This window comes from Streptomyces sp. NPDC058086 (assembly GCF_042885015.1).
Classification (GTDB): domain Bacteria; phylum Actinomycetota; class Actinomycetes; order Streptomycetales; family Streptomycetaceae; genus Streptomyces.
On the sequence record NZ_JBHVST010000099.1, the window covers coordinates 1 to 23,745 of the forward strand.

Sequence of the window (23,745 nt, forward strand, 5' to 3'; positions counted from 1 at the left end):
GGACACACACGACCGCACAGCCCAAGGACACGGACCGGGGACCGTCGTGCTTGGTGTGAACCGAGTATGAGCTCGGTGTGACCGCGGCGAGTCCGGTGTGTGCGCGACCGGGACCGGTCGTGCGCGGCATAGAGTGCCACGGCAGATCTGGCATGCCGTGGAGGTAGAACGCGATGGGGAATCCGCCACAGCTCACCGTGGGACGGCTCCTCTCCTCATGGGAACTGGACGTGCCCGCGCTGCTGGTGGTCGTCGTCCTGGGCGCGCTGTACGGCTGGGGCGTGCTGCGTCTGAGACGCCGGGGCGAGCACTGGCCCCTGCCGCGCGTCGGCGCCTTCGCACTGATCGGCCTGGGCACTCTCGTCGTGGCCACGATGTCCGCGCTGGCCGTGTACGACCACGTGCTGTTCTGGCCGGCCGCCGTCCAGAACGTCCTCCTCGACCTGATCGCACCGCTCGGGCTGGCCCTGGGCGATCCGCTGCGGCTGGCCCTCCGTTCCCTGCCCGAGCGGGCCGCCGGGCGTGTGCAGCGGGCGCTGACCGGACGGCTGGTACGGCTGCTCACCTTCCCGCTGGTCAGCACGGCTCTGGTGCTCGCGACGGAGCTGACGGTGTACTTCACGCCGTACTTCGAGACCGCTCTGGGCAACGACTGGCTGCACGAGGTGATGTATCTGCATCTGCTGCTCGCCGGAAGCCTGTTCGTCATGCCGATGCTCACCCGCGAGGAGGCGCTGCCGAGGTGGTGTACGCATCCGGTCCGAGCGGCGCTGGTGTTCCTCGACGGGATCATCGACGCCGTACCGGGCATCGTGGTGATGACTCACGGCACGCTCATCGCCGGGGCCTGGTACCTGCGTCACGCGCCGTCCTGGGCGCCGGACGTGCTCCATGACCAGCAGCTCGGCGGTGGCGCGATGATCAGCATCGCCGAGTTGGTGGCGCTGCCCTTCCTCCTCGTGATCCTGGTGCAGTGGGCCCGTACCGAACGCGCCGAGACCGTCGTACTGGATCGCCGCCTGGAGGCGGAGCTGGTCCCGGCAGTACCCGCGCCGGGAGCGGCACAGACATCCGAACTCGTACGTCCCTGGTGGGAGACCGAGAACAGCGAAGTCGCCCAGCGCATCCGGCAACAGCGGCCGGGACGTTGACACACGCAAGTCGGGTGTGGGCCTGGGACAGGGGAGGGACAGTTGGCTGTTGACGGAGACGAGACGGCTGCGAGAGGCGCGGGGAGCGCCGCGCAAGGGTTCATGGCACTGCCAGGGCGCACGGAGGATGGGAGGCAGCTGTTCCTGAAGTGCCTGGCGGACATGGTTCGGGTTCTAAGGCTCGATGTCGCCCCCGAGTCAGACGCTGGTGATGAGCGGCAGTGGCGACACCAAGTGCGCGGTGCCTTGCGCGAGGCATGCCGCCAGGAGTTGGTGCTGTCCGAGGCGTCCTTCGGCGTCCTCATGAAGGCGGCGGTCTATGACCCGGACCCGAGCTTCAACCGCCAGTTCGTTGAGCCGGCTCTGAATGCCTTCGGATACCGACGCGTCCGCTCCGCGCTGCTGGACTATCTGCGGACGGGAACCAACCAGGAGCGGGCAGGCGCCGCGCGGGCTTGGTACCGGTCGGCGCTGCCGCTTCGGCTCTCCAAGGGCAGGGCAGAGGGCTCAGACATCGGAGGCCAGGCAGAGGTCGACGACAGGTCTGTCATGGTGGGCGAGTGGTACGAGGCTGCGCTCCGAGAGTTCGTGCGTAACGAGCACCTCGACGTTCGGCGCTGCATTCTCCCCGGACTGCCGCTCCGGAAGTCGGCGTACCCGCCTGAGCTGCATGACCTCGTGGAGGCGGCAGTGATGATCGCCCGATCGCATCCAGACGAGTACATCCGTCACCGCGTGGAGCACCAAGTCCGTGGTTGATGAGCCGTTGTGGGCCGTGGCTACGACCTGGGCCGACCCCCGGGTCGTAATTTCGCAGCGATGTACGGGCGCATGGTGGCCGGGTCCCTGGCCTCCCTTCGCCCAGAGATTGACCCACCCCCCCCGTGCGTCCAGACATGAGAAAGACCGTCCACCACTGTGGGCAGACGGTCAGTCGCTTGCGCTTCCTGGTCGCTGTGCTCACCCATTGGGGTAGCGGAGAGCACATTTCCAATCGCTCGGCGTGGGCTAGGTCTGCCAACGCGCTCGCAGGACTCCGTCGTTGTCGGGCATGACAGCGGTGAACAGAGGCGCACGTTCATCGGCGTACACGGACAGGAGCGCTGCGGCGCAGGCGCTGGACATCTGGGCGCGCAGCTCCGGGAAGTCGTTCTCGTCGGCGATGGCGCTGTGGATGCGGCCCTCGCTGTCCTGCCAGACGCCCTCGACGAGACCTTCCGCAGGGAGGGCTCCCAGGACAGCGTCGATATCGGAAGACAAAGGCGCCCATACAGCCAGCCGGGCCCGGGGAGCCACTCTGGCGCGAATTGTGTCGACGGTGTCGCCGGTGACGTGGTGCCATCGTGAGGCGCCTTCGAGATACATCTCCTCCAGGATTCCGGCACTGCCGTTGGCGACTGCCCGGTGCAGGTCAGCCCAGAAGTTATCGTCGCCGGGTCGCTGGCCACCGTCCTCTTCGGCCTCGAAGCCGTACGGGGAGGCATCCATGCGTCCCGGGAACAGCCCGAGCTCGCGGGTCCGGGCCAGGGCCTCCTCGCAAGGGCGGCTGCTGCTGATATAGACGTACTGATCCCATCCGACGTGCACTGCGAAGGTGCCCTCCGCTTCCAATCGGCACCAAGCGCCGTTGTCGCGCAGCATGCGTCGCACCAGCTCCAGCCCGATATCGAGCGTCACCTCCGCTCCGTCGTGGAAGCCAGCGAGGCCCGTCGGAAGGAGCCCGTCAAGTCCAAAGTCCTCCAGGGGCCGCTCAAGGCCGAAGTGCGCGAGGGACGGGACCTGCGGCTCACGCACAGCCAGGCGATCAATGCCGGTTTCCACGGCGAATGCGTCGATGGTCTGAAGATAGGCCGCCTCGATCTCGCCGTGATCGCTGATGGTGTCCTCGGTGCCGGTGTAGTGCCCGTGTTCGTCACGGTCGGCGGGGTCGTACTTGGTAACGCAGTACACGTAGGGGAGCTGCATGCCCCCATTTTCCAGCGCAGCCCTGACATCGCACCGCTAACGTACTGGTCACCAGCGATTTGGTCGCTGAAGTCGGCGGTTCGAAACCGTCCACGCCCCACCTCCCAGTGCGTCCAGACATGAGAAAGACCGTCCACCACTGTGGGCAGACGGTCTCTCAAAGCGGCCGGGTCACTCCGTGTCGGCAAGCGCCCGGTACAGCGTCGCGCGGGACACGTTGAGCGCCTTTGCGATGGCCGTGACGCTCTCCCCCTTGGCCTTGCGCGCCTTGGCCGCAGCGAGCTTGTCAGCGTCCATCACGGTCGGTCGTCCGCCCGTACGACCCTGGGCCTTGGCAGCGTCCAGACCCGCCCGAGTGCGCTCAACGATCATGTCTCGTTCAAGCTCAGCAAAGGCAACCATCATCGTAAAGAAGAACTTGCCCTCACCTTTCGGGGAGTAGCTACCGGCCAGCGTGCCGGTCAGAATCCGCAGCGCAATCCCACGGGCGTGGAGATCCTCGGCGATCGTGAGCACATCCTTGGTGGAACGGCCCAATCGGTCCAGCTTCCACACGGTGAGGGTGTCGCCCTCCCGCATGTAGTCGAGAGCAGCGAGCAGGCCGGCACGGTCAGCGTTCTTGCCGGACGCCCTGTCCTCGAAGATGCGGGCGCACCCTGCCTCAGCGAGAGCGTCCGCCTGAAGCTGCGCATCCTGCGCGTTGGTGCTGACTCGCTGGTAGCCGATCAGGGTTCCGCTGCTCTTCGTCGCCATAGCCCGATCGTCTCATAACTCGTCTCAAAACATCAAGCTTTTCGGGTACGTTCTGAGACGGGTTTTGAACACCGCAAGCACCCCTCGGGTCACCTTGGTGTGACCGTCTCAATAACCATCGTTTGATAGACGAGGCCACCCGTCGCACGACTGGCCCGGACAACGGCCATACTGTTCGAGCGGCGATCAGTCGTGCCCCCAGCTCAGCCGAAGGCACCAGCCCCGTGGAGGTCGATCCAACTTTGTGGACCGAACTGGTCAGCTCCCTGCCTGGTCCGGCGGTCTTCCATCCCCCGACCCCGGAGGCGTCGCTGGTCAGATGCGCCGCTGTCCTCGGGCATCCGCTGCCTGCAGACCTCATGGCTCTCCTTCGTGAGAGCGATGGCATCGAGGGCGAGTACGGAGCAGGTTTGATCTGGTCGACCGAGCGGATCGCCTCCGAGAACAGCACCCTTCGCGGGGACGTGGAGCTCGCCACGCTCTACATGCCCTTCGATCCGCTGCTCTTCTTTGCGGACGCAGGCAATGGAGACCTCTTCGCGATCCTCCCCGGACTCCGGCGCCCCGATGTCTTCGCCTGGAACCACGAGGACGACAGCCGCACCTGGGTTGCTCCGAGCCTGGCCAAGTACCTCGAGTGGTGGCTGACCGGGCGGATCGCCTTGTAGTCCTGTTGGGGTCCCGCCAGGTCACGGTGACATGATCTCAGCGCGGCTGGTGTGATCACTGCGTCGGAACCTTCATGGATAGCCCCGTTTACTGGGCTGAGTCCACGCGACTTCCGCAAGCTGATCACGATGCTGCGCCGAGAGGGAGCCGATGCTCCCCCGTGCGGGCCGACCCTGGTCGCTGGCCGTGGGCGGGGGTGCCCAGAAGCGAGCCGGAAAAAATTTCAGACCTGCCCTTCTCCAAGCTGTCAGGGACCGTCAGCGCGTCGCCATGTGCAGCGGGGACCACTCGTCCATCAGCTGATCCTTCTTCGACGCGTTGCAGAGCACGCAGACCACGCGCATGTTCGCGACCGTCGAGAGGCCGCCCCGCGATATCGGGATCAGGTGGTCAATCACACCCCCCTCAGGCAGCGGAACAGAGCAGTGGAAACACCCGGCGTCCCCGTGTGCCTTACGTACGCGACGCTGAAGGGTGACCCGGCGCGCCGCAGTGCGCTGCACCTTCTGGCATGAACGGCACACTCCATCACGGAACTTGAGAACCACGGGCTTACCGCAGCGACGACACGGCACCGGCTCAGGCTTGGTGCGGGCACGCTTACGGACGTGCTCAGTGGCACGTCGGCATGCTTCAGAGCAGTAGGTACGAGCAGGGCCGCTCGACAGCCCTACAGGCTCCGAACACTTCGGCCCCCGGCACGGCTTGAGGGCTGCCTCTTCCCTCCCGCGCTGCACCTGCTTGCGACGCTCAGCCCGGCGTGACTCGTCCACCTCCTCGGCGCAGCGCACGCAGTACAGCGCCCAGGGGGCCCGACCGTGCGGTTCGTCACAGCGGTGGCAGCGTGGAGCGCCAGCGGCAGCACGGACGGCCTCGCGCGCATGACGGGCGGCCACCTGCAACCGGGCTGACTCAACACACCGGCTTGCGCCGCACGTGCCGTGATCCGCACGGGGACGTGGGGCACCACATTCCGAACACGTGGCGCGCGACTCATCAAGGGCAGACAAGCGTGATCACCTTTCCATTTTTGTTGATCATGAACCGCTCCGGCGAGGGCGCTACAGGCCAGCAACCGCAACGGTCGAGACAGGGTTCCGGGCAGGGGGTAAAGAAGCAAAGCAGGGGAATAGCGGGCCCCACCCCCGGACGTCACTTGGTCACACCGCCGACGAAAGCTGAACCGAAGTGCGCCGCCATGCCCGACTCTAGACACAGCCGCCGACAGCACCTCAGGGGGGCACACACACCCCCAGGAGTGCCGAACAACCCGCCGCCGGGGGGTTACCGACAACGGGCCGTGGACGGCGCTCAGGTGGGCGCCTACTTACGACATTGGGATCTATTAGCGGCAGAGCGGCCGCTTGAGGGGCGATGTGCCGGGTCGCCTCTGGGCTCCCAGGGCCAGGGTGTCAGTGGTCCATGCAAGGGTGCCCCCATGGAACCTTGGGGAGTGATTGAGGCATTGTGGGATCGAATCCAGGCGCGCGATTGGTCAGGTGTCGCCGACTTGGTCGCAGAGGACGTCGTGGTCGAGTGGCCGGTCAGCGCGGAGCGCATCGTTGGCAACAAGAACTTCGTCGCGGTGAACAGCGAATACCCGGGGGGCTGGTCGATTCGGGTGCTGCGGATCGTGGCTGACGGCAGCGAGGTGGTCTCCGAAGTCGAGGTGCCGCATGACGAGTTCGGCGTGTTCCGCGTGGCCTCGTTCTGGACCATCCAGCAGGGACGGATCGTGCGTGGCCGGGAGTACTGGACGAGTGTTGGGGCTGATCCGCGCCCGGAGTGGCGGGCGGCTCTGGTTGAGCCCATGTGAAGCGGTTGCCGCTCGCAGCGACGTTCCGGCTGATTTGGCCGTGCCGTAGCAAGGGCCATGCGGGTTAGGTGAGTTGTGAAGCTGACCTGGGCCCGCGCGGCCTGCTCCCATCCTGCCCTGTCTGGTGTCTCCCGCGCACACTTCGGCGAGTTGTTCGCCGAACTCGCCGCCCTGTGGGAGGCCGCACGGCAGTCCGGACTTCGCGAAGCCCGAGGTGGGGAACGCCGCAGGGCGGCCGGCGCCGCGCGCAAGCCGAAGCTGGTCTTCTGCGACCGGCTGCTTCTTGCCCTGGTGCACCTGCGCCATCAACTGCCGCACGAGGTCCTGGCCGAGCTGCACGGCGTCGACCGCTCGACCGTCTCGACGGCGATTCGGCAGGTGCGGCCGTTGCTTGCGGCCCGGGGCTTCGCAGTGCCCGACCGGCCTGGAGTGCGGCTACGGACACTGGAGGATGTCTTCGCCTACGCCGAGGCCGAGGACGTCGAGCTTCGGCTCGACGGCGCCGAGACCCAGGTCAGATGCCCGCGGGCGGGCCGACCCGGGCGGCGGGCCTTCGTCTCGGGCAAGCGCCGACAGAACACGATCAAGACCACCACGTTCAGCGACGGGCAGGGCCGCATGCTGCTGTCCGGGGTGGTCCGGCCCGGCCGGATGCACGACCAGACAGCCCTGCGCACCGAGGGCCTCGCCGAACAGCTCCGACTCCACCCCTCGGTGATGTCCCAGGTCGACGCCGGGTACGCGGGGCTGGCCAAGGAGTTCCCCCGCCAGGTCACCGCCCCGCCCAAGAAGCCGAAGAACGACGCGTGCGACGGTGACAAGCGGGCCTGGCACGAGGCGCGGCGGCACCAGTCTTCAGCCCGGATCTGTGTCGAGCACACCAACGCCGAGCTGCGGCAGTGGGCACCCCTACGGCGCTTTACCGGACGCCGTGAAATCTACGAGGAGACCCACCTGGCGATCGCCGGCCTGGTCTCCGACCGCTCCGCACAGCGGCCCACCCGGCGCCGGACGAGCACCGCACTCATCCTCGTCCGCAACAGCGCCTGCTGATCACACCAGCCGAACCGCCAGGCCAGCACGTCCCGACCTCAATTTCCCCCGAGGTCGTTAGCTGGTACCTCCGTCCAGTGCACGGCCACCCGTTCCGCCGTGTTCGCGTTCCGGCCCCTGCCTACGCTGCGTGCCACGCTCACACGGTCAACGAACAGCGCAAGGAACTCCCGCCGTTCAGAAAGGTCCCAACCGGCCCACGTCGACTCCGGGCCAAGCGGGTCCCCCTCCGGCGCAGTCCACTCTGACGGGATGGCTACCGTGTCAGCCTCAGCGGTTCCCAGCGCTTCCACGCGCCCGGCCGTACGCGCCTCATGTGCTGTCAGTCGTTCCACGGACTCACGGAACATCTGATCACCCACGGCACCCGCGTACAGCCCTGCCTGCCGGTCGACGTACAGCGTGCGAAGCGCTTCTCGTACGTGCTCCAACTCGGCTCGTGCGGCTGCTAGTTCGGTCTGTCGCTCGCCCGTGTCTGCTTGCGCTGCAAACCGGCGTGCGGCCTCGGCGAGCCATTCGAGATCTTCGGGGTCTTCGGGGTCTTCGGGGTCCAGCGCAGTCAGGCGGGACCACACCGTACGGGTCACCACGTCATCAGCTGCGTCCATGTTGATGGCCAGACCACCGTGTCCCGGCACAGCGCCGGACTGGGCCCGGTTGCAGCGATAGAGCGGCTTGCCGTTGCGCTTGTCCGTGACCATGGAGCTACCGCAGACCTCGCAGAACAGCATCCCGGCGGAACCGAGCAGGGATGGCACGGAACGGCCACCCTGGCGAACCACCTGGGGCGTACGGCCGTCGAGTACGTCCTGAAGCCGCCACCAGTCATCGGCGGGAACGATGCCCTCATGCGCCACCAGCGGGGCCCCTGAGTCGCTGCGCAGGATGACGCGCTTGGTCCCCTGACGTTCGGCGGCGTAGCCAGCAAGGCGCGGGTCACGGAGGATGCGGAGCACAGTGGACGACACCCACGTCGTACGCTCCAGCGGCTTGCTTACGCCCCTGTCCCGCCGGGCGGTCACCCGCGCTGTCATGTCCGCCGCTTTGGTCGGCACGCCTTCACCATTCAGCTTCCGGGCGATGGCCGATGCAGCCATGCCACCGAGCGCCCAAGACACCATGTCGCGTACGTGGGGGGCCTCAGCGGAGTCCGGGACCAGCTTGACCACCACCAGTTCCCCGCGCGGCTCACGCGTCGACTGGAAGCCGTACGGGGCCATGCCGGACACGTGGCTACCCGCTGCCCTCAGCGTCTCTTTCGTCGCCGTGATGTACGCCGACTTCATGTCGGACTCTTGCTGGGCCAACGCGGCGATAAGGCCGAAGATCGCGACGCCCATGGGGGTGGACGTGTCCAGGTAAGGCTCTTCCACGCTGACGAGCAGCACGCCGTGTTTGGCCAACTCCTCATTGATCAGCATGGCCTCAAGGGCACCCTGTCGAGTGAGGCGGGACAGCGAGAACACGACCACTGCGTCTACGTGCCCGGCACGAACGGCGGACATCATCTCCTCGAACTCCGGCCGGACAGCCTTGGGGTCCCAGCCGGATTTGCCGACGTCGGCGAAGTGGCCCGCGTTGTCCCAGCCTTTGGCCGTGATCAGCGCCTCGCACTTGGTCCGCTGTGCTTCGGGGGACGACGCGGAGTCGTCCTCACGCTTCCTTGACTGTCGGATGTAGGAGACTGCGCGCACATGGTCCAGATTAGGGGTCCAGTCGGGGCCCCGTTTGACGAGAGGTGTCATGTGCCTAGCGTAGTAAAAATCAACGTACTGACCGTCCCGGCCGAGCAGCGGGAGACGCTGGAGAAGCGCTTCGCCTCGCGTGCCCATGCCGTGGAGAACTCCGACGGATTCGAATGGTTCGAGCTCCTCCGCCCCGTCGAAGGCACCGACAGCTACCTCGTGTACACGCGGTGGCGTGACGAGGAGTCCTTCCAGGCCTGGATGGAGGGCCCCATGAAGGCGGCCCACCAGGGCGGCGACGCGGGGAGCGGGGAGCGCCCCAAGCCGGCGGCGAGCGGGTCCACGCTGTGGTCCTTCGAGGTCGTGCAGCAGGCGGCGCCGACCAGCGCATGACTGGACGCCGGGCATGCCGTCGGCGGGCCACGCGGCCCCGGTTGCGGCCCGGCGCACGATGACCTGTTTGTAGCCCCACATCAGACGCGCCCTGCGACTGGTGTGGGGGCCATCGTGTCGGGGCCGGCCGCCGCCCCGCCGCTCGCTCCCGCCGTGTCGGCCGAGCGCCTTCCGGCGGCCGCTCCGCGTGTCAGGTGCCGCCGACTCCGTCGGTGTGGGTTCGTTCGTAGTGGCGGGCGACCCGTGCGCGGTTGCCGCAGATGTTGCTGGTGCACCACTTGCGCCGCTTGTTCTCAGCAAGGAAGAGCATCGAGCAGGCCGGGTTGGCGCAGCGGCGCAGGAGCCCGAGCCGCTCGTTGTCGGCGAGAAGCCCGATGGCCTCCGCGGCGATGGCGGCCAACGCAGCGTTCCCGCCGTGTTCGGTGTGCCAGCGTTCCTCGCCTCTGATGCCGTCGGCCGTCACGACCAGACGAGGACTCACGGGAGCCGCTGCCGCGGCGGCGTTGATGTCGTCCACCGAAGTGCTCCGCGCGGCGCGGCCCTCGAGGTGACTGTCCAGGACGTCGCGAACCGCCGCACGCAGGCGGCGCACGGCCGCGGCGTCGGGTACAGGCCCGGGCGGCAGGCTTCCGGACTGCAGTGTCCACCAGGCCGCCGAGGCCTCCGGGGTCCCCATGAGGTCCGTGGCCGGTTCGGTCACCGTCATCAGCGTGTCGGCCAGGTCCAGTGCGACGAGCGGCTCACCACCCATGGGGAACCCCGCCGCCTGAAGCTCGTCTGCACCAACTCGAATGCTCACGGATTCATGGTACCCATTAGCCAATTCGATGGACACAGCGAGCCGATCGGGGGAAGTGATGAGTCAGCGCAGGCCGGCGCACCCCCTTGCAGGAGTCACCTAATGCTTCTACGCTCAATATATCCATTAGTCATGGGGGTGGATCGCGGGGAAGCCGGGATCACGCCGCGTCCGGCAGGCACCCACGGAGTTCACCCGCCTCCGAAGAAGGGAACCGGCCATGGGACTGTCATGGCAGCAAGGACCGCTCTCCTCCACAGCACTCGGAAGGTTCCTCACCCCCGAGCCGTTGCCGGAGCGGCTGCTCTTCGCTGAGCGGCTCCGCCGCCGGATGAGGGTGCGGTTCGGCGGGGAATGGATCGCGGACAGCGAGGACGTCGTACTGCTGCACGAGCCGGGGCGCTACCCCGTGGCCTACTTCCCGCTCTCGTCATTGCGTTCCGATGTTCTCGAGGCGAGCGGGCGCACCACCCAGCACCGCGAGCTCGGCGAGACGTCCTGGTTCACCGTGGACGTCGGTGGCCGCCGCACCAAGCGTGCGGCGTGGCGGTTCACGGCGCTCCCCTCGTACGCCGGCGAGCTGGAGGGGCGAGTCGCCTTCGCCTGGAGGGCCATGGACGCCTTCTACGAGGAGGACGAACGGATCCTCGGGCACGCGGCGGACGCCTATCACCGCATCGACATCCGCGACGCGTCCCGCACCCTGGAGGTGCTCTCGGGGGACACGATGATCGCGCGGACGACCCGTCCGGTGGTGCTCTACGAGTCCGGGTTCGCGCCGCGGTGGTACGTACCGCGCGAGGACGTCCAGGAGAAGGAACTGACGCCGGTGGAGGGCCGGACGTTCTGCCCGTACAAGGGGCTGGCCAGCTACTACGACATCGGCGAGGCCAAGAAGGCGGCGTGGTCGTACCGCGAGGCGTACCCCGAGGTCGGGCGCGTCGACGACCTGGTCTCCTTCGAGCCCGACAAGGTCGAGGTCTACCTCGACGGTGCGCGGCTGCACCTCGAACCGGGCCAGCAGGTGGTGCCTCACGGGGTCGACCGCAGCCTCGGGACCGATGAGGTCCTCTCCCACTGAGACTCCCTACGGAGGGCAGCCGCTCGCGAAAGAGCGGTCCGGCCCTTTCGCGGTACGGGACCCGAGCGTCGCCTCACGGCGAAGGGCGCCCCCTCACCGTGAGGCGTGCTGTGCCGACGGGGCGGACCGGCTCATTCCTCGCGTTCGTACTCCGCCCGGGCACGTTCGGCGTCGAGATCTTCCTGTGCGGCACGGTAGATGTCACCGGCCAGCTTGCGGGCGGCCTGAGGATCGGAAGTCGAGGAGACCGTCCGGATCCGGTCAGCCCATTTATCCATGTCTTGCGGGGTTTCAGGATTCTTGCTCACACTACTTTTGTACCTTTTTGTAGGCTTCTTCGCCTCCCGCGCCGGAGGAAAACCTGCGCATGGCCCACGAAGCCGGGCTCCGACCGGCCGGATCACTGAGCAGCATGCTGAAGCGACCGACTTCGCCGTGCGGCGGCGCCGCACCGGGAGGATGAGATGGCGACCCTGCTCTCGGTCAACGTGGGACGGCCGAAGGACGTGCGCTGGCGCGACAGGACGGTACACACGGGAGCGTGGAAGCATCCCGTCGACGGCCCCCGGATGGTGCGCCGCCTCAATATCGACGGTGACGGCCAGGGCGACCTTCAAGGCCACGGCGGGGAGCAGCGGGCAGTCCTCGTCTACCAGACGCAGTCCTACGCGTACTGGCGCAAGGTTCTCGAGCGCGACGATCTGGAGTTCGGCCAGTTCGGGGAGAACTTCACCGTCGACGGGCTGGCGGACGACGAGGTGTGCATCGGCGACCGCTACCGCATCGGCGAAGCCGAGTTCGAGGTCACCCAGCCACGTGTGACCTGTTACCGGGTCGGCATGCGGCTGAACGAACCGCGCATGGCCTCCCTGCTCGTCGCCCACCACCGCCCCGGCTTCTACCTCCGCGTCATCGCCGAGGGCCGGGTCCGGGCCGGAGACCGGATCACCCGGACCCGCACCGGCCGAGGGTCCCTCACCGTCGCCGACACCGACGCCCTGCTCTACCTTCCGGACCCCGACCCGGCCAAACTGCGTGCCGCCTTGGCCATCGAGGCGCTCAGCCCCGGATGGCAGCAGTCCTTCCAGGAGATGAGCCACCGACTCGACCAGCCGCCCGGCCCCGCACCCGCCGCGCCGGGCTGGAGGGGCTTCAGACAGCTGCGCGTGACCCAGGTCGTACCCGAGACCCCCACGGTGTCCTCGTTCCTCCTTCGCCCTACCGACTCGCAGGCGCTGCCCCCGGCCGCGCCCGGCCAGTACCTGACCGTGCGCATCCCAGGAGAGGGCGGGCCCGGACTGGTGCGTACCTATTCACTGTCCTCCGCCCCCGGTGCCGCCGAATACCGGATCAGCGTCAAACGCGAAGACCGCGGCAAGGCCAGCACCTACCTCCACACCCATCTGCACACGGGCGACGTCATCGAAGCAGCAGCCCCCCGCGGGACGTTCGTGCTGGCCGATGACCACACGCCCGTGGCACTGTTCTCGGCGGGCATCGGCGTCACGCCCGTGCTGGCGATGCTGTACCAACTGGCCCTCGGCCACAGCTCCCGCGCCGTGTGGTGGGTGCACACCGCGCGTGATCCCGAACAGCAACCCTTCGCGGAAGAGACCCGGCAGCTCCTCGCCCGCCTGCCGCACGCCCGCGCCTTCATCTACTACACCGCCCCGGATCTGGAGATCGCCGGGGGGCCGGGCATCACGCACGGACACATGACCAGCGACGGGATCCGGGAGCTTGGCATCCCGGCTGATGCGCACGCCTATCTGTGCGGCCCCGAAGGCTTCATGTCGACGGTGACATCCGCGCTCCAACGGGCGGGCCTGAGCAGTTCGAACATACACACCGAAGTCTTCGGGGCGCTCGCACCCATCAACCCCGGCATCGCCCACAAGGGTTCCGGACCTCCTCACCAGCCGCCCGGCCCCGGGGGCACAGGGCCCTCCGTCACCTTCGCCCGCAGCGGCCTGTCCACCCGCTGGTCGGAACGGTACGCGACGCTGCTGGAGCTGGCGGAGGCATGCGAGGTCCCCACGCGCTGGTCCTGCCGTACAGGGGTGTGCCACACCTGCACCACTCCCCTGCTCACCGGTCAGGTCGAATACACGACGCAGCCCCTGGAGGATCCCGCCTCGGGTGAAGTGCTGCCGTGTTGCAGCATCCCCACGGCTGACGTCCTGCTGGATCTGTGAGCCCGCGGCGGAAGGCTCAAGGGGTTCGGGGCTTTCGGCACAGCGACTCTCGAATCCCGAATCTAACCATCAAAGATGACTTGACAGGTTAGACCTTGCATGCTGGACTGCGGCTAACCGTTCAAAGCAACCTTGGAGGTTGGCATGAGCAGCGTCGTGCATCACCGCACCGCCACCGTCAACGGCATGGATGTCTTCTACCGAGAGGCCGGAGACCCGGCGTCACCGGCGCTCGTGCTGCTGCACGGCTTCCCGACGAGCTCGCACATGTTCCGGAACCTCATCCCGGCACTCGCCGACACCTACCGCGTCATCGCGCCCGACATGATCGGATTCGGACAGTCGGCCATGCCGACGGTCGACGAGTTCGACTACACCTTCGACGCTCTGACCGACGTGACCGCCGGCCTGCTGGAACAGCTCGGCGTCGACCGGTTCGCGGTCTACGCGCAGGACTACGGAGCGCCCATCGCCTGGCGGCTCGCCACCGGGTCTCCGCAGCGCATCACCGCGATCATCACGCAGAACGGCAACGGCTACACCGACGGATTCGTCAAGGCATTCTGGGACGGGCTGTTCACCTACGCCGAGAACCCGACGCCCGAGAACGAAGCCCCCCTCCGCGCGGCCCTGACCCTCGAACTGACCCGCTGGCAATACCTGAACGGGGTCGCGGATCCGAGCCTCGTCAGCCCGGACAGCTGGACCATCGACCAAGCGCTGCTCGACCGCCCCGGCAACGACGCCATCCAACTCACGCTGTTCCGGAACTATCCGACCAACGTCGTCCTCTACCCCCAGCTGCAGCAGTACTTCCGCGACAGCCAGGTGCCACTACTGGCCGTATGGGGGGCCAACGACGAAATCTTCGGCCCGGACGGAGCCCGCGCCTTCCAACGCGACCTGCCCGACGCCGAGATCCATCTCCTCGAGTCCGGGCACTTCGCCCTGGAGAGCCACCTGGAGGAAATCACCGGCTACATCCGCGACTTCCTCGCCCGCGTCACCGCCTGAGACACACAGCCCGCGTGTTCCCGGCTGCGGTAACAGCCCTTCGCCGTACGGCACGTTGCCGAGGTCGGCGTACGGGTCGCAAAGCTGGAGGCCACCAGAGCGAAGCGGCGGCAGGGCGACGCCCTCACGGAGTAGTGATTTGGGCAACTTCGCCCCGGTGTGGGTGAGCCGCATCGGGGTGCAGACGCGCGGCGCGGCGCCGGGGCCGGGCAGGGCGACGACTGTCCTGTCGACGAGTCGCATGTTGCGGTTGGGCCATTTCGGCAACCCCCTTCACAGGAGCCACACATGCCGTGCGAGGATGCGGCTCCCGGTATCGAGTACCGGCGTAGAGGGGAACATCATTGAGATCAAGGAAACTGAGCCGTAAGCGGCGACGGGCGACCATAGTCACGGCAGCGGCCGCCTCGGTCGTCGCCGGCGCCGCGCTGCTGCCCAACTGGACCGCGGGCGCGTCGACTGTCGCCGACCCCGCCGTGGATCCGTCGACCAAGGCCACCTTCCAACGGCTGGCGGACGCGGTCTTCACCGACCGTACGGACGCCCTGGTGGACAGCGGCAAGACCAGTCGGAACACGTCACTCTCGTCGCGGTTCTCCGGCGACGTGCGGGTGTCGTCCACGCTGTCGCGCGAGGAGAAGTCCGCACTGTCGCAACTGCGGGGCCGCAAGTCCCGTCTGGAGTCGCTCGGGGAGAAGTACAGCTCGGCCAGCACGAGCGTTTCGCTGGACCGTACGCGACTGAAGGGCCGTCACGCCACGGTCAACGTCACCGAGACGACGACGCTGACCTACGAGAAGGTCAAGGGCAACGAGCCGAAGACCACCGGCTTCCAGGCGCACCACGAGCTGACGTTCAAGGCCGACCGCAAGGGCGACTGGCAGCTGACCGGCATCCGTGACACCGACGACGGCGTCGCGGTCAACCAGGTCGCCGCCACCACGTTCGTCGCCGCGCCCAAGACGGCCGCCGACGACGCCCCGCCCGCGGCGACCCGCTCGGCCATCACGTTGCCCGCGCCGGCCAAGCCGAAGAACTTCTCGGCCTCCGGCTACGACTACAAGGCCATGGCGGCGTACGCGGCCAAGTACTGGAACAACTACAACCCGGCCTACCCGAACTTCAACGGGCAGGGTGCCGGCGGCGACTGCACCAACTTCGTCAGCCAGTCCCTGAAAGCAGGCGGCTGGAAGCATGTCCCCGGCTACACGGACGACTTCCACAAGTGGTTCGGCAACTCCGACATCCAGTCGGACTCGTTCGTCGGCGTCAACGAGTTCTCGTGGTTCGCCCTGTCCTCCAAGCGGGTCACCAGCCTCGCCAACGTCTACCAGTTGGACGTGGGTGACGTCCTGCAGATGGACTTCAACAAGGACGGGTCCAAGGACCACAGCATGATCGTCACCTACCGCAGCCCGCAGGGCGTGCCGTACGTGTCGTACCACTCCAACAACACCTACAACAGGTCGGTGGCGAGCATCATCGCGTCGTACCCGAACGCGGCGTACTACGCCTACCGCACCTGAGCAGTCCTTTCCGGGGCGGGAGCCGGTCCGAGTGTCCGGCTCCCGCTCCTTTGCTTCCCGATCACTTACGGGAACAGTGCGATCCCGACGAGGATCAGCAGGATGATGCCGGCGACGAGCGCAACGGTCGCCCACGTTCCCCGCCGCTTCAGCGGCGTCGCGGGCTCTCCTCCACGGGGCCGGTCCTCCGGCAGTGCGGCGTCGGCCGGGCGCCCGCTCCTGTAGAACTCTTCGTCGGTCGGATAGACGTTGCGCGGATCATTGAGAGCGCGCGGATCGATCTCGTGTGGACTGGACATGAGCACTCCTTGCGCGGCCCTCGTCAGGGCCGGGGTTCCCGGGGGACGCCAGGGCCTGCGCCAGGGGCGGTGGCTCACCACTTCCCAGGCGCGCAGCCCTTCAGGAAGACGCCGCACAGGCAATCCGCCCTGCTCACCGCGCACAATCTGATCGTATACCCGAGCAGGTCCGTCCATGAGGTCCAGCGGGCCATGGGTGCTGGACCGGGCCGAGGCCGACAGCGAGCACGCCGTGCGCTACGCCCGAGAGGGCATCGGTCACAGGTCGAGGACCGCCCGGAGTGCGTTGTCGATGAGCACTTGCTGTTCGGGCCCGATGTTGCCGCGCAGGGTGGCTGTCTCGAAACGCGCCGCAGAAAGCTGGAGCAGGTTGACGGCGACGACCGAGGCGTCGACCGGGGTGGTCAGGCGCACGCTCATCGCCGTGTCGGGGTGCACGGCAGGGGCGTGCAGCACCAGGGCGACCACGGCGCCGTACGCGTCGGCCAGTCCGTCAAGGCTGACGACGAGGACCGTGCGGTTTCCCTTGCCGGTGTCGACGTCCCAGACATCGCCTTTCTGGATCGTCACCGGGCGTCGCCCCCGCCGCCCAGATCGAGGGGCCCCATCCGGGCGAGCCGACGGGCGGCGTCCAGCGTCATCTGCCGACGCACGGCTCGGAGGATGTAGTCGTTCAGGGAGGGGGCGTCGGCTGCGGCCTCGCGCAGCGCCTTGTCCATGGCGTCGGGAATCCAGGGTGATGGCAGTCATGACACCAAATGCAGTGGCATCACCGCCGTCATGCGATGACCAGTCGGGACGGCGGGCTTTCGCACTAGGGGGCGACGGTACCGAGGCGGTGCTCGGCACTCCGGTGGCCGCCTGACGCGCAACCCAGGCACTGACCGGTTCGGGTCACGGAGCGCCGTCGACCACTTCTATGGCGTTGCCGTCGGGATCCTGGAGGACGGCGATGCGCACGCCGGGACCCACCTCCATGGGCCCGTGCTGTACACGTCCACCGCGGGCCACCGCACGTTCGACGATCCCGTCGAGATCATTGACGTACATGGTCAGATAGCGCACGCCGGCCAAGTGAAAGAAAGGCCCGGCCTGTTCGGCGGAGGCAGGCCGCCGCGAAGGAATCATCACCTTGATCTGCGTGCCGGGTGCCGCGAGCCGGTGCACGACTCCAGAGCCCGATCTGACCGCCGGGAGCCGTTCCAGTTCGAACACGGCGGCGAAGAACTCCACCAAGGCTTCGTCGGCGCTGACCAGCCCGACTTCGACCCGCTGCAAGGTCACGGCACCCCCGGGTAGCTGCCCACATCGGTCGCTCGGCATCTGGCCCAACAGATGCGAGAATGATACTCTACCATACGAGAATGGCGTTACCGGCGTGAGTGCGGTGGCGTCGCCTCGTCACTGAAGACCGCCCCGGCCTTGTCTTGGCGATGTCGGACCACCGAAAGCGGGCGAGATGAATGGAAAGGCTGGGGATCGAGCTTCTCAGCGTCTTCGGAATGCCTCCGGTCGCGTTCGTGTCCCTGGCCGCCGACCTGGGTTGCCAGTACATCTCGACCGCCCTGACATCGAATCCGTACAACCCGTCGATTTATCCGCCGTTCTCCCTTCGGGATGATCCAGCGCTGCGGCGCGAGATGATTGCCGCAATGCGTGATCGCGACGTGTCGATCTCGCTCGGGGAAGGCATGGTGGTCCGCAAGGGAGCTGACATCCAGGACAGAGTCGGCGATCTCGAGATCATGGCGGAGCTCGGTGTCCGGCGGATCAACACGGTCTCTCTCGATCCGGACCTCGACCGCACCATCGACCAGTTCGGCATCCTCGCCGAGAACGCCGCTTCACTCGGGATGGAGACGACGGTGGAAGCCAGTCCGGGCCTGACGGTCCCGGATCTGCCCAGTGCGCTCGACGTCATTCGTCAGGTCGGGCGGCCGGACTTCCGCCTCCTCGTCGACACGATGCACATCGTGCGGTCCGGTTCCGAGCCGGACGACTTCGCGCGGCTTGATCCTGGTGTCATCGGCTATATCCAGCTGAGCGACGCCCCGTTGGTGCCCGCCATCCCCAGCTACATGGAAGAGGCGATGTTCGAGCGGATGGTGCCGGGGACGGGCGAACTGCCGTTGCTCGACGTGCTCGACGTACTGCCGCGCGACCTTGTCATCGGCCTTGAGATACCGCTCCGCGCGGAGGCGATGGCAGGCGTCGGCCCGCATGAGCGGATCGGTCGGTGCGTCGATGCCGCCCGCAGTCTCCTGGCTCAACTGGCCGACCAGCCCCATCGGGCCTGAACGCGCTGCTTCATCGACGCGCTGAGCACCTGACCACCCACAGCCCCCGTCTTCCGCACGGTGGTGCGAGGAGCAGGTTTTGGCTAGAACGGGCGAGCGTAGGGGTGGTTGCTCACGCGGTCGTAGATCCCGCGCAGCCACGGCCGGCGGACGGCGGCAGTCGTGGCGTCTGGAGGCACGCGCTCGCGTCAGGCCGGAACGGCCCCCAAAGATGCATCGGCAGCGGATCGTCGCGGAAGACACCATCGGGCATTCCGCCTGTCACTGGGACGGGCAACCGCTCGTGCCCGCCGAGGTCGCCAACAGGTGGGCCGTCGCAGCCCCGACCGCCGCCGCCCACCGTGGGCTCCAGACTCCGGGCGGCTCGACCGGTGGCGTGCCCTGCCGACCCTCGACCACCGCCTCCCAGTCGGCCGTGCGGCGCACGGGGCCTTCGGTGGGGGCGTGAACCAGAGCGAACACGCCCCGGGCTTCCGCTTCGTCCACCCCCTCTCGACGGTCGCCCTGACCGTCGTGGCGACCCTGGCACCACAACCGCACGCCGCTCGGACCTGCGGCCCCGCCACGGGCTGACGGTGGATCGGACGAGCCGCCGACGGCACAGGCCGAGTCGGGAGCGGTCAGGGTGAGCGTTCGGGACGCGGTGGGAGCGCCGAGTGCCGTGGCAAGGAACCGCGTGGACCCGCTTTCTCCGCCTGGTACCGGTCGAACGCGTCGCGCGCGTCGGGGACGAACGTCGTGTCGTGCATCGCAGCGCGCAGCTCAACCGGGGTGAGCCAGGCGTGCCAGGCGACTTCCGAGGGATCCGGTACAACCGGTTCGTTGAGAACCGCCTCGTGCAGGCCGAGCCAGTACGGACTGATGACGCCCCGGCACAGGTACTTGAAGAGGAACCGCGTCGGAGTGTGGACCCCGAGTTCTTCGGCGAGTTCGCGTGAGGCGGCTGCCGGATAGGTCTCGCCCACGCCCACGGCACCACCGACCAGCCAGTTGTACTGGCCGGGGAAGCGGGAAACGTGATCGGGGCGTCGATGGACGAGGATCCGACCGTCAGGGGCGCGGCAGACGGTGGTGGCAACCCGGTGCAGCCACCTTCGGCGGATGGCCTCGCCTCGATCCACCACCCCCAGTGTGTGGTCCTGCTCATCCACTCGCTCCACCATCTCTCCCACGGCGGACACGCCGTCACAGAACCGCTGGGCTGACGACACGCCCGGTTCAACGGCCGACTTGGTGTGGTGGCACAAGCTGCGAGATCAACTCCTCAGACGCCGATCGCCCCATCGATACGTTCACGGAGGAGATCGGCGTGTCCGTTGTGACGGGCGTATTCCTCGATCATGTGGATCAGCACCCAGCGCAACGACACCGTCCCACGCCATGCGTCCTTGCCCGTGATGTCGAGGTGGGGCGCGTCCCCGGTGAGGGCGTCGGCGAACGCGACCTCGGCGCGCCATGCCTGCCACCCTTCGGTCACAAGGTCGGGATCGGAAACCGCGCCGTCGAAGTCGCCGTCGGGTTCATCCGGCGACGAGAAGCGTGGCGGCGCGTCTTGACCGGCGAGGACCTGACGGAACCATCGGCGCTCCACGTCGGCGAGATGGCGTACGAGTCCGAGCAGCGAGAGCGTGGAGGGCTGGACGGAGCGTCGGGCCAACTCCCTTTCCAGACCCGCGCACTTCAGCTCCAGCGTCGTCCGCTGGGCCCTGAGAAATCCGCTGAGCATGGCTCGCTCTTCGCCGGTCGAGGGAGCACCGAGCCGGGGATCGTCGTCGTCTCCGACGAACATGGCGGCCCGCCTCCGCGGATTGGTCGTACTCATGCTGTCTCTCCTTCGGGGTTCGCCGGTGACGGTGGTGACGGCGGTGTGATGTCGACGTCCGGTGCCTCGTCGCTGGGAGGGAGCACGCGTTACTCCGTGCGAGTGGTGCATCCTCCGACAGCGTCGTAGCGTCGATACAGGAGCCGACCGCCGCGAGAAGGGGCGGACCCGGCACCGGGCCTGCTGGTCGAAAGAGATTGCGACTGGGAGCGAACATGCCAAGACGCACAGTGAGGACAGCGGTGACGTTCTGTGCCGCTGTGTCGCTCGCAGCAATCGCGGGAACAGCTTCCTCCGCCCCAGCTCCGTCACCGCCGTCCACGCCCACCGTGCAGCGCCAGGCGGGACAGCCCGTGATGGTCGACTGCTTCTGGCACGCGCAGGTGCGCCCCACCGATTTCATTCTCGCGTGCGGTGACGGCAACAGCCGCCTCACCTCGCTCCGCTGGTCTCAGTGGCACCCGGACTCCGCGGTGGCCGAGGGCTTCAACGTGGTGAACGACTGCAAGCCGTACTGCGCCGCGGGCAAATTCCACTCGTACCCGGTGATCGTGCGGCTCAACGCCCCGCAGCCTTGGAAGAAGCACCCCGATCTGTCGCACTACACCCAGCTGAGCCTCGTCTACCCCAGTGGGAAGCCGGACGGATTCGGGCAATGGGTCGACCTTCCCCTGTGGAACTGACTTCCGAGATCGAGGCGTTCCGGCTCGGTGGGGCGGCGTCAGTCGCGGCCGGCCTCCCGCGCGACGCGCTCCAGTCGGCTTCCATGACTGTCCCACCACGACCGATCGCCCGACGGCATGCTGTCGTTCCCTTCCCACATCCCGGTAGCCCCGTCGATGGACTCCCGGAGAATGTCGGCGTGGCCCGCGTGCCGGTGGGTGTCGGCGATCACGCGCACCAGGACGTGGTGCAGCGTCACCTCTCTTCGGTCCTCGGGCCACCACGCCACACGACCGATCGCGTCAAGCGCGAAGGTCTCGATCGTGGTGTCCGAGTGCTTCCAGGCCTGGCGATAGAGTCCGACGATCTGTTCGCGCGACTCGTCCGCGTCGGCCCACATGTCCGCGTTGGGCTCGGCGCCGGCCGTGAACCAAAGCGGCGGCTCTTCGAAGAACGGCCGCCCGAAGGTGTCGCCGAAGTACCCCAGTTCCACTCCGGCGACGTGTTTGACCAGCCCCAACAGATTCGTTCCGGTCGGCGTCAGCGGACGGCGGATGTCGTACTGCGACAGCCCGTCGAGCTTCCACAGCAGGGCGTCGCGGGCGGCTTGCAGATAGCGGAGAAGATCCGCCTTCGCATTCGACTCGATCATGTCCAACAGTCTCGCAGCCACCACTGACAGTCCGGCAGGGCCTGGTCGGGGTCCAAGGACTCTGACGGGACCGTCGTCATGACGGCGGTCCCGTCGTGGGAGCGTCGGGGTGGCGTCAGCGCACCGGCAGGGTCGCGGTGTGCTCGACGCGCACGGCGTCCAGGGCCCGGGGGCTGAGGCCGAGCAGTCGCAGGATCGTCGGGGCGATCTGCGTGGTCTCCACCGGGCCGCTGACGCGCACGCCGTGCGGGGTGGCGGCGCCCGAGACGACGAGCGGGACGTCGAGGTCGTCGGCGTGGGCGCCGCCGTGCTCGGCGATCTTGCTCTTGCCGCCGGTGTAGACGACGCCGTACCGGGCGATGCCGAACAGGTCCGGCACGCGCGCGTCGCCCGGCTCGACGTGGAAGTACCGGGCGGCCGCCGCACCGGCGTACAGGGTCTTCAGGCCGCTCGCGGTGAAGGGCTTGGCCTTGCCGGCGATGTCGTTGCCGGTGCCGGACTGGGCGAGCAGGTACGCCTTGGCGAAGGCGGTGGCGGCCTGCGAGCGGTCGTTGAGCCAGATGAGCATGGCGTCGTCGTCCACGGAGTGGGCGACCAGGTCACCCGCGCCCGGGTGGGCCTTCTTCCATGCGGCGTTGAGGCCGTCGAGCAGGGGGCCGTCGTCGATGCGGGTCAGGGCCTTGGGGTCGGTCGGTGACTGGCCGTGCTTGGAGGAGAGGATGACGGTCGTGCTGCCGTCCAGGTGCTGCTTGCGCAGTTCGGTGAGGAACGCTCCGACCTCCTGGTCCACGAAGGCCAGGTTCTTGGCCAGCAGCGGACCGGGGACACCCTTCGCCGCGTAGCCGCCTGTCAGCCCCTCGGAGGCGGGCAGCTTCTGAGCGGTCGAGACGGACTGGAAGTTCATGCCGAAGACCGCCGGGGTGCCGGTCTTGTGAGTGTGGCCGTGGTCGTAGCCGTCGATCTCGTTGAGGACGGCCTGCACCTTGTATCCGTCGTACTGCTCCGTCGCCGCGTTGTCCTTCGTCCAGTCCGTCCCGGCCGGGTAGCCGATCGCCTGGCTGTTGATCTCGGGCGCGAACAGGTCCTGGACGCCGTTGCCGGAGGGGCCGTTGAGGATCTCGTACGCGACGTGCTTGTCGGACCAAGCGGTCCGCAGTCCGGCCTTTCTGACCACGTTGAAGACCGTGTTCACCTTCAGATACGAGTGCGGATACACCGGCTTGCAGGTCTTGGGGTCGACCGGCAGCTTCGACGGGTCGATGAGGCCGCGGGCGGCACCGGTCATCTTGAGGATGCTGCCGGGCAGACCGGCGAGCCCCTGGCCGGCGTCGATGGAGTCCTTGTCGCGGTCGAGGTCCTCGGTGAAGTCGACCTCGGCGCCGGGCTTGGCGCCCGCGCAATGGGTCGTTCCGGCCGGGAGGAGGGCGGAGCTGTAGCCGTCGTCGTAGTAGATGCCCGTGGTGCCCGGGTTCCCGCCGGTGAGCTGGCCGACCAGGCCGGGGAACGAGTCGGAGGGGTCGGTGGTCCTCGCGTGGGTGTACTCGACCCCACCGGTGGCGAGCCGCGCGAGCGCTGACTCCGGGTGACGCGCGACGTACCAGGCCAGGTCGGACTGGTGCAGGCCGTCGACCGACAACAGCAGGACGTGGCGCGCGACGTGCGCGCGCGAGTGCGCGGAGACGGGTGTGGCGGCGGGTGTGGCCGCGGTGGCGGTGGCGGTGAGGCCGCCGACGGCTGCGAGCGCGGCGGCAGCCGCGGTGACGGGACGGGTGGGACGTCGGAACACGGGTCGTTCTCCTCTGGCTGTGCGGAGCAGGTGAAACCTGCGAACCATGCACCGACATAGGAGACGCACAACATGTACGGAAGCGGACTCGCGTGTCCCGTAATGCCCAAGAAACGCAACTGTGCA

General features: G+C 67.7%; 27 protein-coding genes and 1 pseudogene. 14 read left to right on the top strand and 14 right to left on the bottom strand.

Translation table 11 applies throughout. The annotated features are described in order from the left end of the window. Positions 1-173 precede the first annotated feature (173 nt). Both ACFVWD_RS45310 and ACFVWD_RS45315 read left to right on the top strand, forming a co-directional pair. Complete coding sequence (locus ACFVWD_RS45310; protein ID WP_389604012.1) at positions 174-1,151, top strand: cytochrome c oxidase assembly protein; 978 nt, start codon at positions 174-176, stop codon at positions 1,149-1,151. A gap of 42 nt (positions 1,152-1,193) precedes the next feature. Continuing rightward, positions 1,194-1,910 (top strand): hypothetical protein, encoded by a 717-nt coding sequence (locus tag ACFVWD_RS45315; RefSeq protein WP_389604013.1) that lies wholly within the window; start codon positions 1,194-1,196, stop codon positions 1,908-1,910. A 249-nt stretch (positions 1,911-2,159) separates the two neighbouring features. Here ACFVWD_RS45315 and ACFVWD_RS45320 read toward each other — a convergent pair whose 3' ends face one another. Beyond that, entirely contained in the window at positions 2,160-3,116 is a 957-nt protein-coding gene (locus tag ACFVWD_RS45320; protein WP_389604015.1) for an RNA-binding protein, read from the bottom strand. A 171-nt stretch (positions 3,117-3,287) separates the two neighbouring features. Continuing rightward, positions 3,288-3,869: a recombinase family protein gene (locus ACFVWD_RS45325; protein ID WP_389604017.1), complete on the bottom strand. Its 582-nt coding sequence runs from the start codon at positions 3,867-3,869 to the stop codon at positions 3,288-3,290. 224 nt (positions 3,870-4,093) lie between these two features. Between ACFVWD_RS45325 and ACFVWD_RS45330 the strand changes: the two genes are divergently transcribed. Next, positions 4,094-4,537 (top strand): SMI1/KNR4 family protein, encoded by a 444-nt coding sequence (locus ACFVWD_RS45330; RefSeq protein WP_389604019.1) that lies wholly within the window; start codon positions 4,094-4,096, stop codon positions 4,535-4,537. Between the two features lie 51 nt (positions 4,538-4,588). Beyond that, a pseudogene (locus ACFVWD_RS45335) lies at positions 4,589-4,721 on the top strand (IS5/IS1182 family transposase); the annotation flags it as partial. 74 nt (positions 4,722-4,795) lie between these two features. Here ACFVWD_RS45335 and ACFVWD_RS45340 read toward each other — a convergent pair. After that, complete coding sequence (locus tag ACFVWD_RS45340; protein ID WP_389604069.1) at positions 4,796-5,434, bottom strand: HNH endonuclease; 639 nt, start codon at positions 5,432-5,434, stop codon at positions 4,796-4,798. 542 nt (positions 5,435-5,976) lie between these two features. Here ACFVWD_RS45340 and ACFVWD_RS45345 point away from each other — a divergent pair. Continuing rightward, positions 5,977-6,354, top strand: coding sequence for a nuclear transport factor 2 family protein (locus tag ACFVWD_RS45345; protein WP_389604021.1), 378 nt, complete (start codon positions 5,977-5,979; stop codon positions 6,352-6,354). 75 nt (positions 6,355-6,429) lie between these two features. Beyond that, complete coding sequence (locus ACFVWD_RS45350; RefSeq protein WP_389604022.1) at positions 6,430-7,407, top strand: transposase family protein; 978 nt, start codon at positions 6,430-6,432, stop codon at positions 7,405-7,407. 38 nt (positions 7,408-7,445) lie between these two features. Here the strand turns inward: ACFVWD_RS45350 and ACFVWD_RS45355 are convergent, their stop codons facing one another. Continuing rightward, a complete protein-coding gene (locus tag ACFVWD_RS45355) occupies positions 7,446-9,152 on the bottom strand; it encodes a recombinase family protein (protein WP_389604024.1) in 1,707 nt (568 codons plus the stop codon). On the opposite strand from ACFVWD_RS45355, the gene ACFVWD_RS45360 reads away from it, so the two are divergent. Then, positions 9,153-9,485: an antibiotic biosynthesis monooxygenase gene (locus ACFVWD_RS45360; protein ID WP_360269828.1), complete on the top strand. Its 333-nt coding sequence runs from the start codon at positions 9,153-9,155 to the stop codon at positions 9,483-9,485. A 190-nt stretch (positions 9,486-9,675) separates the two neighbouring features. On the opposite strand, the gene ACFVWD_RS45365 is transcribed toward ACFVWD_RS45360, so the two are convergent. Then, positions 9,676-10,284, bottom strand: a complete 609-nt coding sequence (locus ACFVWD_RS45365; protein ID WP_389604025.1) for a CGNR zinc finger domain-containing protein — start codon at positions 10,282-10,284, stop codon at positions 9,676-9,678. 220 nt (positions 10,285-10,504) lie between these two features. Here ACFVWD_RS45365 and ACFVWD_RS45370 point away from each other — a divergent pair, with 220 nt between their 5' ends. Continuing rightward, a complete protein-coding gene (locus tag ACFVWD_RS45370) occupies positions 10,505-11,365 on the top strand; it encodes a DUF427 domain-containing protein (protein ID WP_389604026.1) in 861 nt (286 codons plus the stop codon). A gap of 131 nt (positions 11,366-11,496) precedes the next feature. Here the strand turns inward: ACFVWD_RS45370 and ACFVWD_RS45375 are convergent, their stop codons facing one another. After that, positions 11,497-11,673: a hypothetical protein gene (locus tag ACFVWD_RS45375; RefSeq protein WP_159064543.1), complete on the bottom strand. Its 177-nt coding sequence runs from the start codon at positions 11,671-11,673 to the stop codon at positions 11,497-11,499. A gap of 156 nt (positions 11,674-11,829) precedes the next feature. On the opposite strand from ACFVWD_RS45375, the gene ACFVWD_RS45380 reads away from it, so the two are divergent. The 3 genes from ACFVWD_RS45380 to ACFVWD_RS45390 all read left to right on the top strand — a co-directional run bounded on the left by ACFVWD_RS45380 (position 11,830) and on the right by ACFVWD_RS45390 (position 16,100). Next, a complete protein-coding gene (locus ACFVWD_RS45380) occupies positions 11,830-13,560 on the top strand; it encodes an MOSC domain-containing protein (RefSeq protein ID WP_389604028.1) in 1,731 nt (576 codons plus the stop codon). Positions 13,561-13,704: 144 nt separating this feature from the next. Beyond that, positions 13,705-14,574 (top strand): alpha/beta fold hydrolase, encoded by an 870-nt coding sequence (locus ACFVWD_RS45385; protein WP_389604030.1) that lies wholly within the window; start codon positions 13,705-13,707, stop codon positions 14,572-14,574. 344 nt (positions 14,575-14,918) lie between these two features. Beyond that, entirely contained in the window at positions 14,919-16,100 is a 1,182-nt protein-coding gene (locus tag ACFVWD_RS45390; protein ID WP_389604032.1) for an amidase domain-containing protein, read from the top strand. A gap of 65 nt (positions 16,101-16,165) precedes the next feature. On the opposite strand, the gene ACFVWD_RS45395 is transcribed toward ACFVWD_RS45390, so the two are convergent. From ACFVWD_RS45395 to ACFVWD_RS45410, 4 genes are all read right to left on the bottom strand, one after another. Further along, on the bottom strand, positions 16,166-16,399 hold the full coding sequence (locus ACFVWD_RS45395; RefSeq protein ID WP_389604033.1) for a hypothetical protein: 234 nt from the start codon (positions 16,397-16,399) through the stop codon (positions 16,166-16,168). 258 nt (positions 16,400-16,657) lie between these two features. Further along, positions 16,658-16,969 carry a hypothetical protein gene (locus tag ACFVWD_RS45400; RefSeq protein ID WP_389604034.1) on the bottom strand — a complete coding sequence of 104 codons (312 nt, stop codon included), beginning with the start codon at positions 16,967-16,969 and terminating at the stop codon, positions 16,658-16,660. Beyond that, a complete protein-coding gene (locus ACFVWD_RS45405; protein ID WP_389604036.1) occupies positions 16,966-17,118 on the bottom strand; it encodes a hypothetical protein in 153 nt (50 codons plus the stop codon). The genes ACFVWD_RS45400 and ACFVWD_RS45405 overlap by 4 nt, the downstream gene beginning before the upstream one ends. 175 nt (positions 17,119-17,293) lie before the next feature. Next, entirely contained in the window at positions 17,294-17,683 is a 390-nt protein-coding gene (locus ACFVWD_RS45410; protein ID WP_389604038.1) for a VOC family protein, read from the bottom strand. Between the two features lie 236 nt (positions 17,684-17,919). Here ACFVWD_RS45410 and ACFVWD_RS45415 point away from each other — a divergent pair, with 236 nt between their 5' ends. Together ACFVWD_RS45415 and ACFVWD_RS45420 are read left to right on the top strand one after the other, a co-directional pair. After that, a complete protein-coding gene (locus ACFVWD_RS45415) occupies positions 17,920-18,696 on the top strand; it encodes a sugar phosphate isomerase/epimerase family protein (protein WP_389604039.1) in 777 nt (258 codons plus the stop codon). A gap of 444 nt (positions 18,697-19,140) precedes the next feature. Further along, entirely contained in the window at positions 19,141-19,269 is a 129-nt protein-coding gene (locus ACFVWD_RS45420) for a hypothetical protein (protein WP_389604041.1), read from the top strand. Positions 19,270-19,316: 47 nt separating this feature from the next. Here the strand turns inward: ACFVWD_RS45420 and ACFVWD_RS45425 are convergent, their stop codons facing one another. Further along, a complete protein-coding gene (locus ACFVWD_RS45425; protein WP_389604071.1) occupies positions 19,317-19,868 on the bottom strand; it encodes an NUDIX hydrolase in 552 nt (183 codons plus the stop codon). A 92-nt stretch (positions 19,869-19,960) separates the two neighbouring features. Next, positions 19,961-20,518: a DinB family protein gene (locus ACFVWD_RS45430; protein ID WP_389604042.1), complete on the bottom strand. Its 558-nt coding sequence runs from the start codon at positions 20,516-20,518 to the stop codon at positions 19,961-19,963. A gap of 260 nt (positions 20,519-20,778) precedes the next feature. On the opposite strand from ACFVWD_RS45430, the gene ACFVWD_RS45435 reads away from it, so the two are divergent. Further along, a complete protein-coding gene (locus ACFVWD_RS45435; protein WP_389604044.1) occupies positions 20,779-21,201 on the top strand; it encodes a hypothetical protein in 423 nt (140 codons plus the stop codon). Between the two features lie 38 nt (positions 21,202-21,239). On the opposite strand, the gene ACFVWD_RS45440 is transcribed toward ACFVWD_RS45435, so the two are convergent. Both ACFVWD_RS45440 and ACFVWD_RS45445 read right to left on the bottom strand, forming a co-directional pair. Continuing rightward, positions 21,240-21,833, bottom strand: a complete 594-nt coding sequence (locus tag ACFVWD_RS45440; RefSeq protein WP_389604045.1) for a DinB family protein — start codon at positions 21,831-21,833, stop codon at positions 21,240-21,242. Between the two features lie 115 nt (positions 21,834-21,948). Next, entirely contained in the window at positions 21,949-23,619 is a 1,671-nt protein-coding gene (locus tag ACFVWD_RS45445) for an alkaline phosphatase family protein (protein ID WP_389604047.1), read from the bottom strand. Between the last annotated feature and the right edge of the window lie 126 nt (positions 23,620-23,745).

Coding starts and splice junctions, on each gene's coding strand:
- ACFVWD_RS45310 (WP_389604012.1), top strand. CDS start 174: ATGGGGAATCCGCCACAGCTCACCGTGGGACGGCTCCTCTCCTCATGG.
- ACFVWD_RS45320 (WP_389604015.1), bottom strand. CDS start 3,116: ATGCAGCTCCCCTACGTGTACTGCGTTACCAAGTACGACCCCGCCGAC.
- ACFVWD_RS45325 (WP_389604017.1), bottom strand. CDS start 3,869: ATGGCGACGAAGAGCAGCGGAACCCTGATCGGCTACCAGCGAGTCAGC.
- ACFVWD_RS45345 (WP_389604021.1), top strand. CDS start 5,977: ATGGAACCTTGGGGAGTGATTGAGGCATTGTGGGATCGAATCCAGGCG.
- ACFVWD_RS45355 (WP_389604024.1), bottom strand. CDS start 9,152: ATGACACCTCTCGTCAAACGGGGCCCCGACTGGACCCCTAATCTGGAC.
- ACFVWD_RS45370 (WP_389604026.1), top strand. CDS start 10,505: ATGGGACTGTCATGGCAGCAAGGACCGCTCTCCTCCACAGCACTCGGA.
- ACFVWD_RS45380 (WP_389604028.1), top strand. CDS start 11,830: ATGGCGACCCTGCTCTCGGTCAACGTGGGACGGCCGAAGGACGTGCGC.
- ACFVWD_RS45385 (WP_389604030.1), top strand. CDS start 13,705: ATGAGCAGCGTCGTGCATCACCGCACCGCCACCGTCAACGGCATGGAT.
- ACFVWD_RS45395 (WP_389604033.1), bottom strand. CDS start 16,399: ATGTCCAGTCCACACGAGATCGATCCGCGCGCTCTCAATGATCCGCGC.
- ACFVWD_RS45405 (WP_389604036.1), bottom strand. CDS start 17,118: ATGGACAAGGCGCTGCGCGAGGCCGCAGCCGACGCCCCCTCCCTGAAC.
- ACFVWD_RS45430 (WP_389604042.1), bottom strand. CDS start 20,518: ATGAGTACGACCAATCCGCGGAGGCGGGCCGCCATGTTCGTCGGAGAC.
- ACFVWD_RS45440 (WP_389604045.1), bottom strand. CDS start 21,833: ATGATCGAGTCGAATGCGAAGGCGGATCTTCTCCGCTATCTGCAAGCC.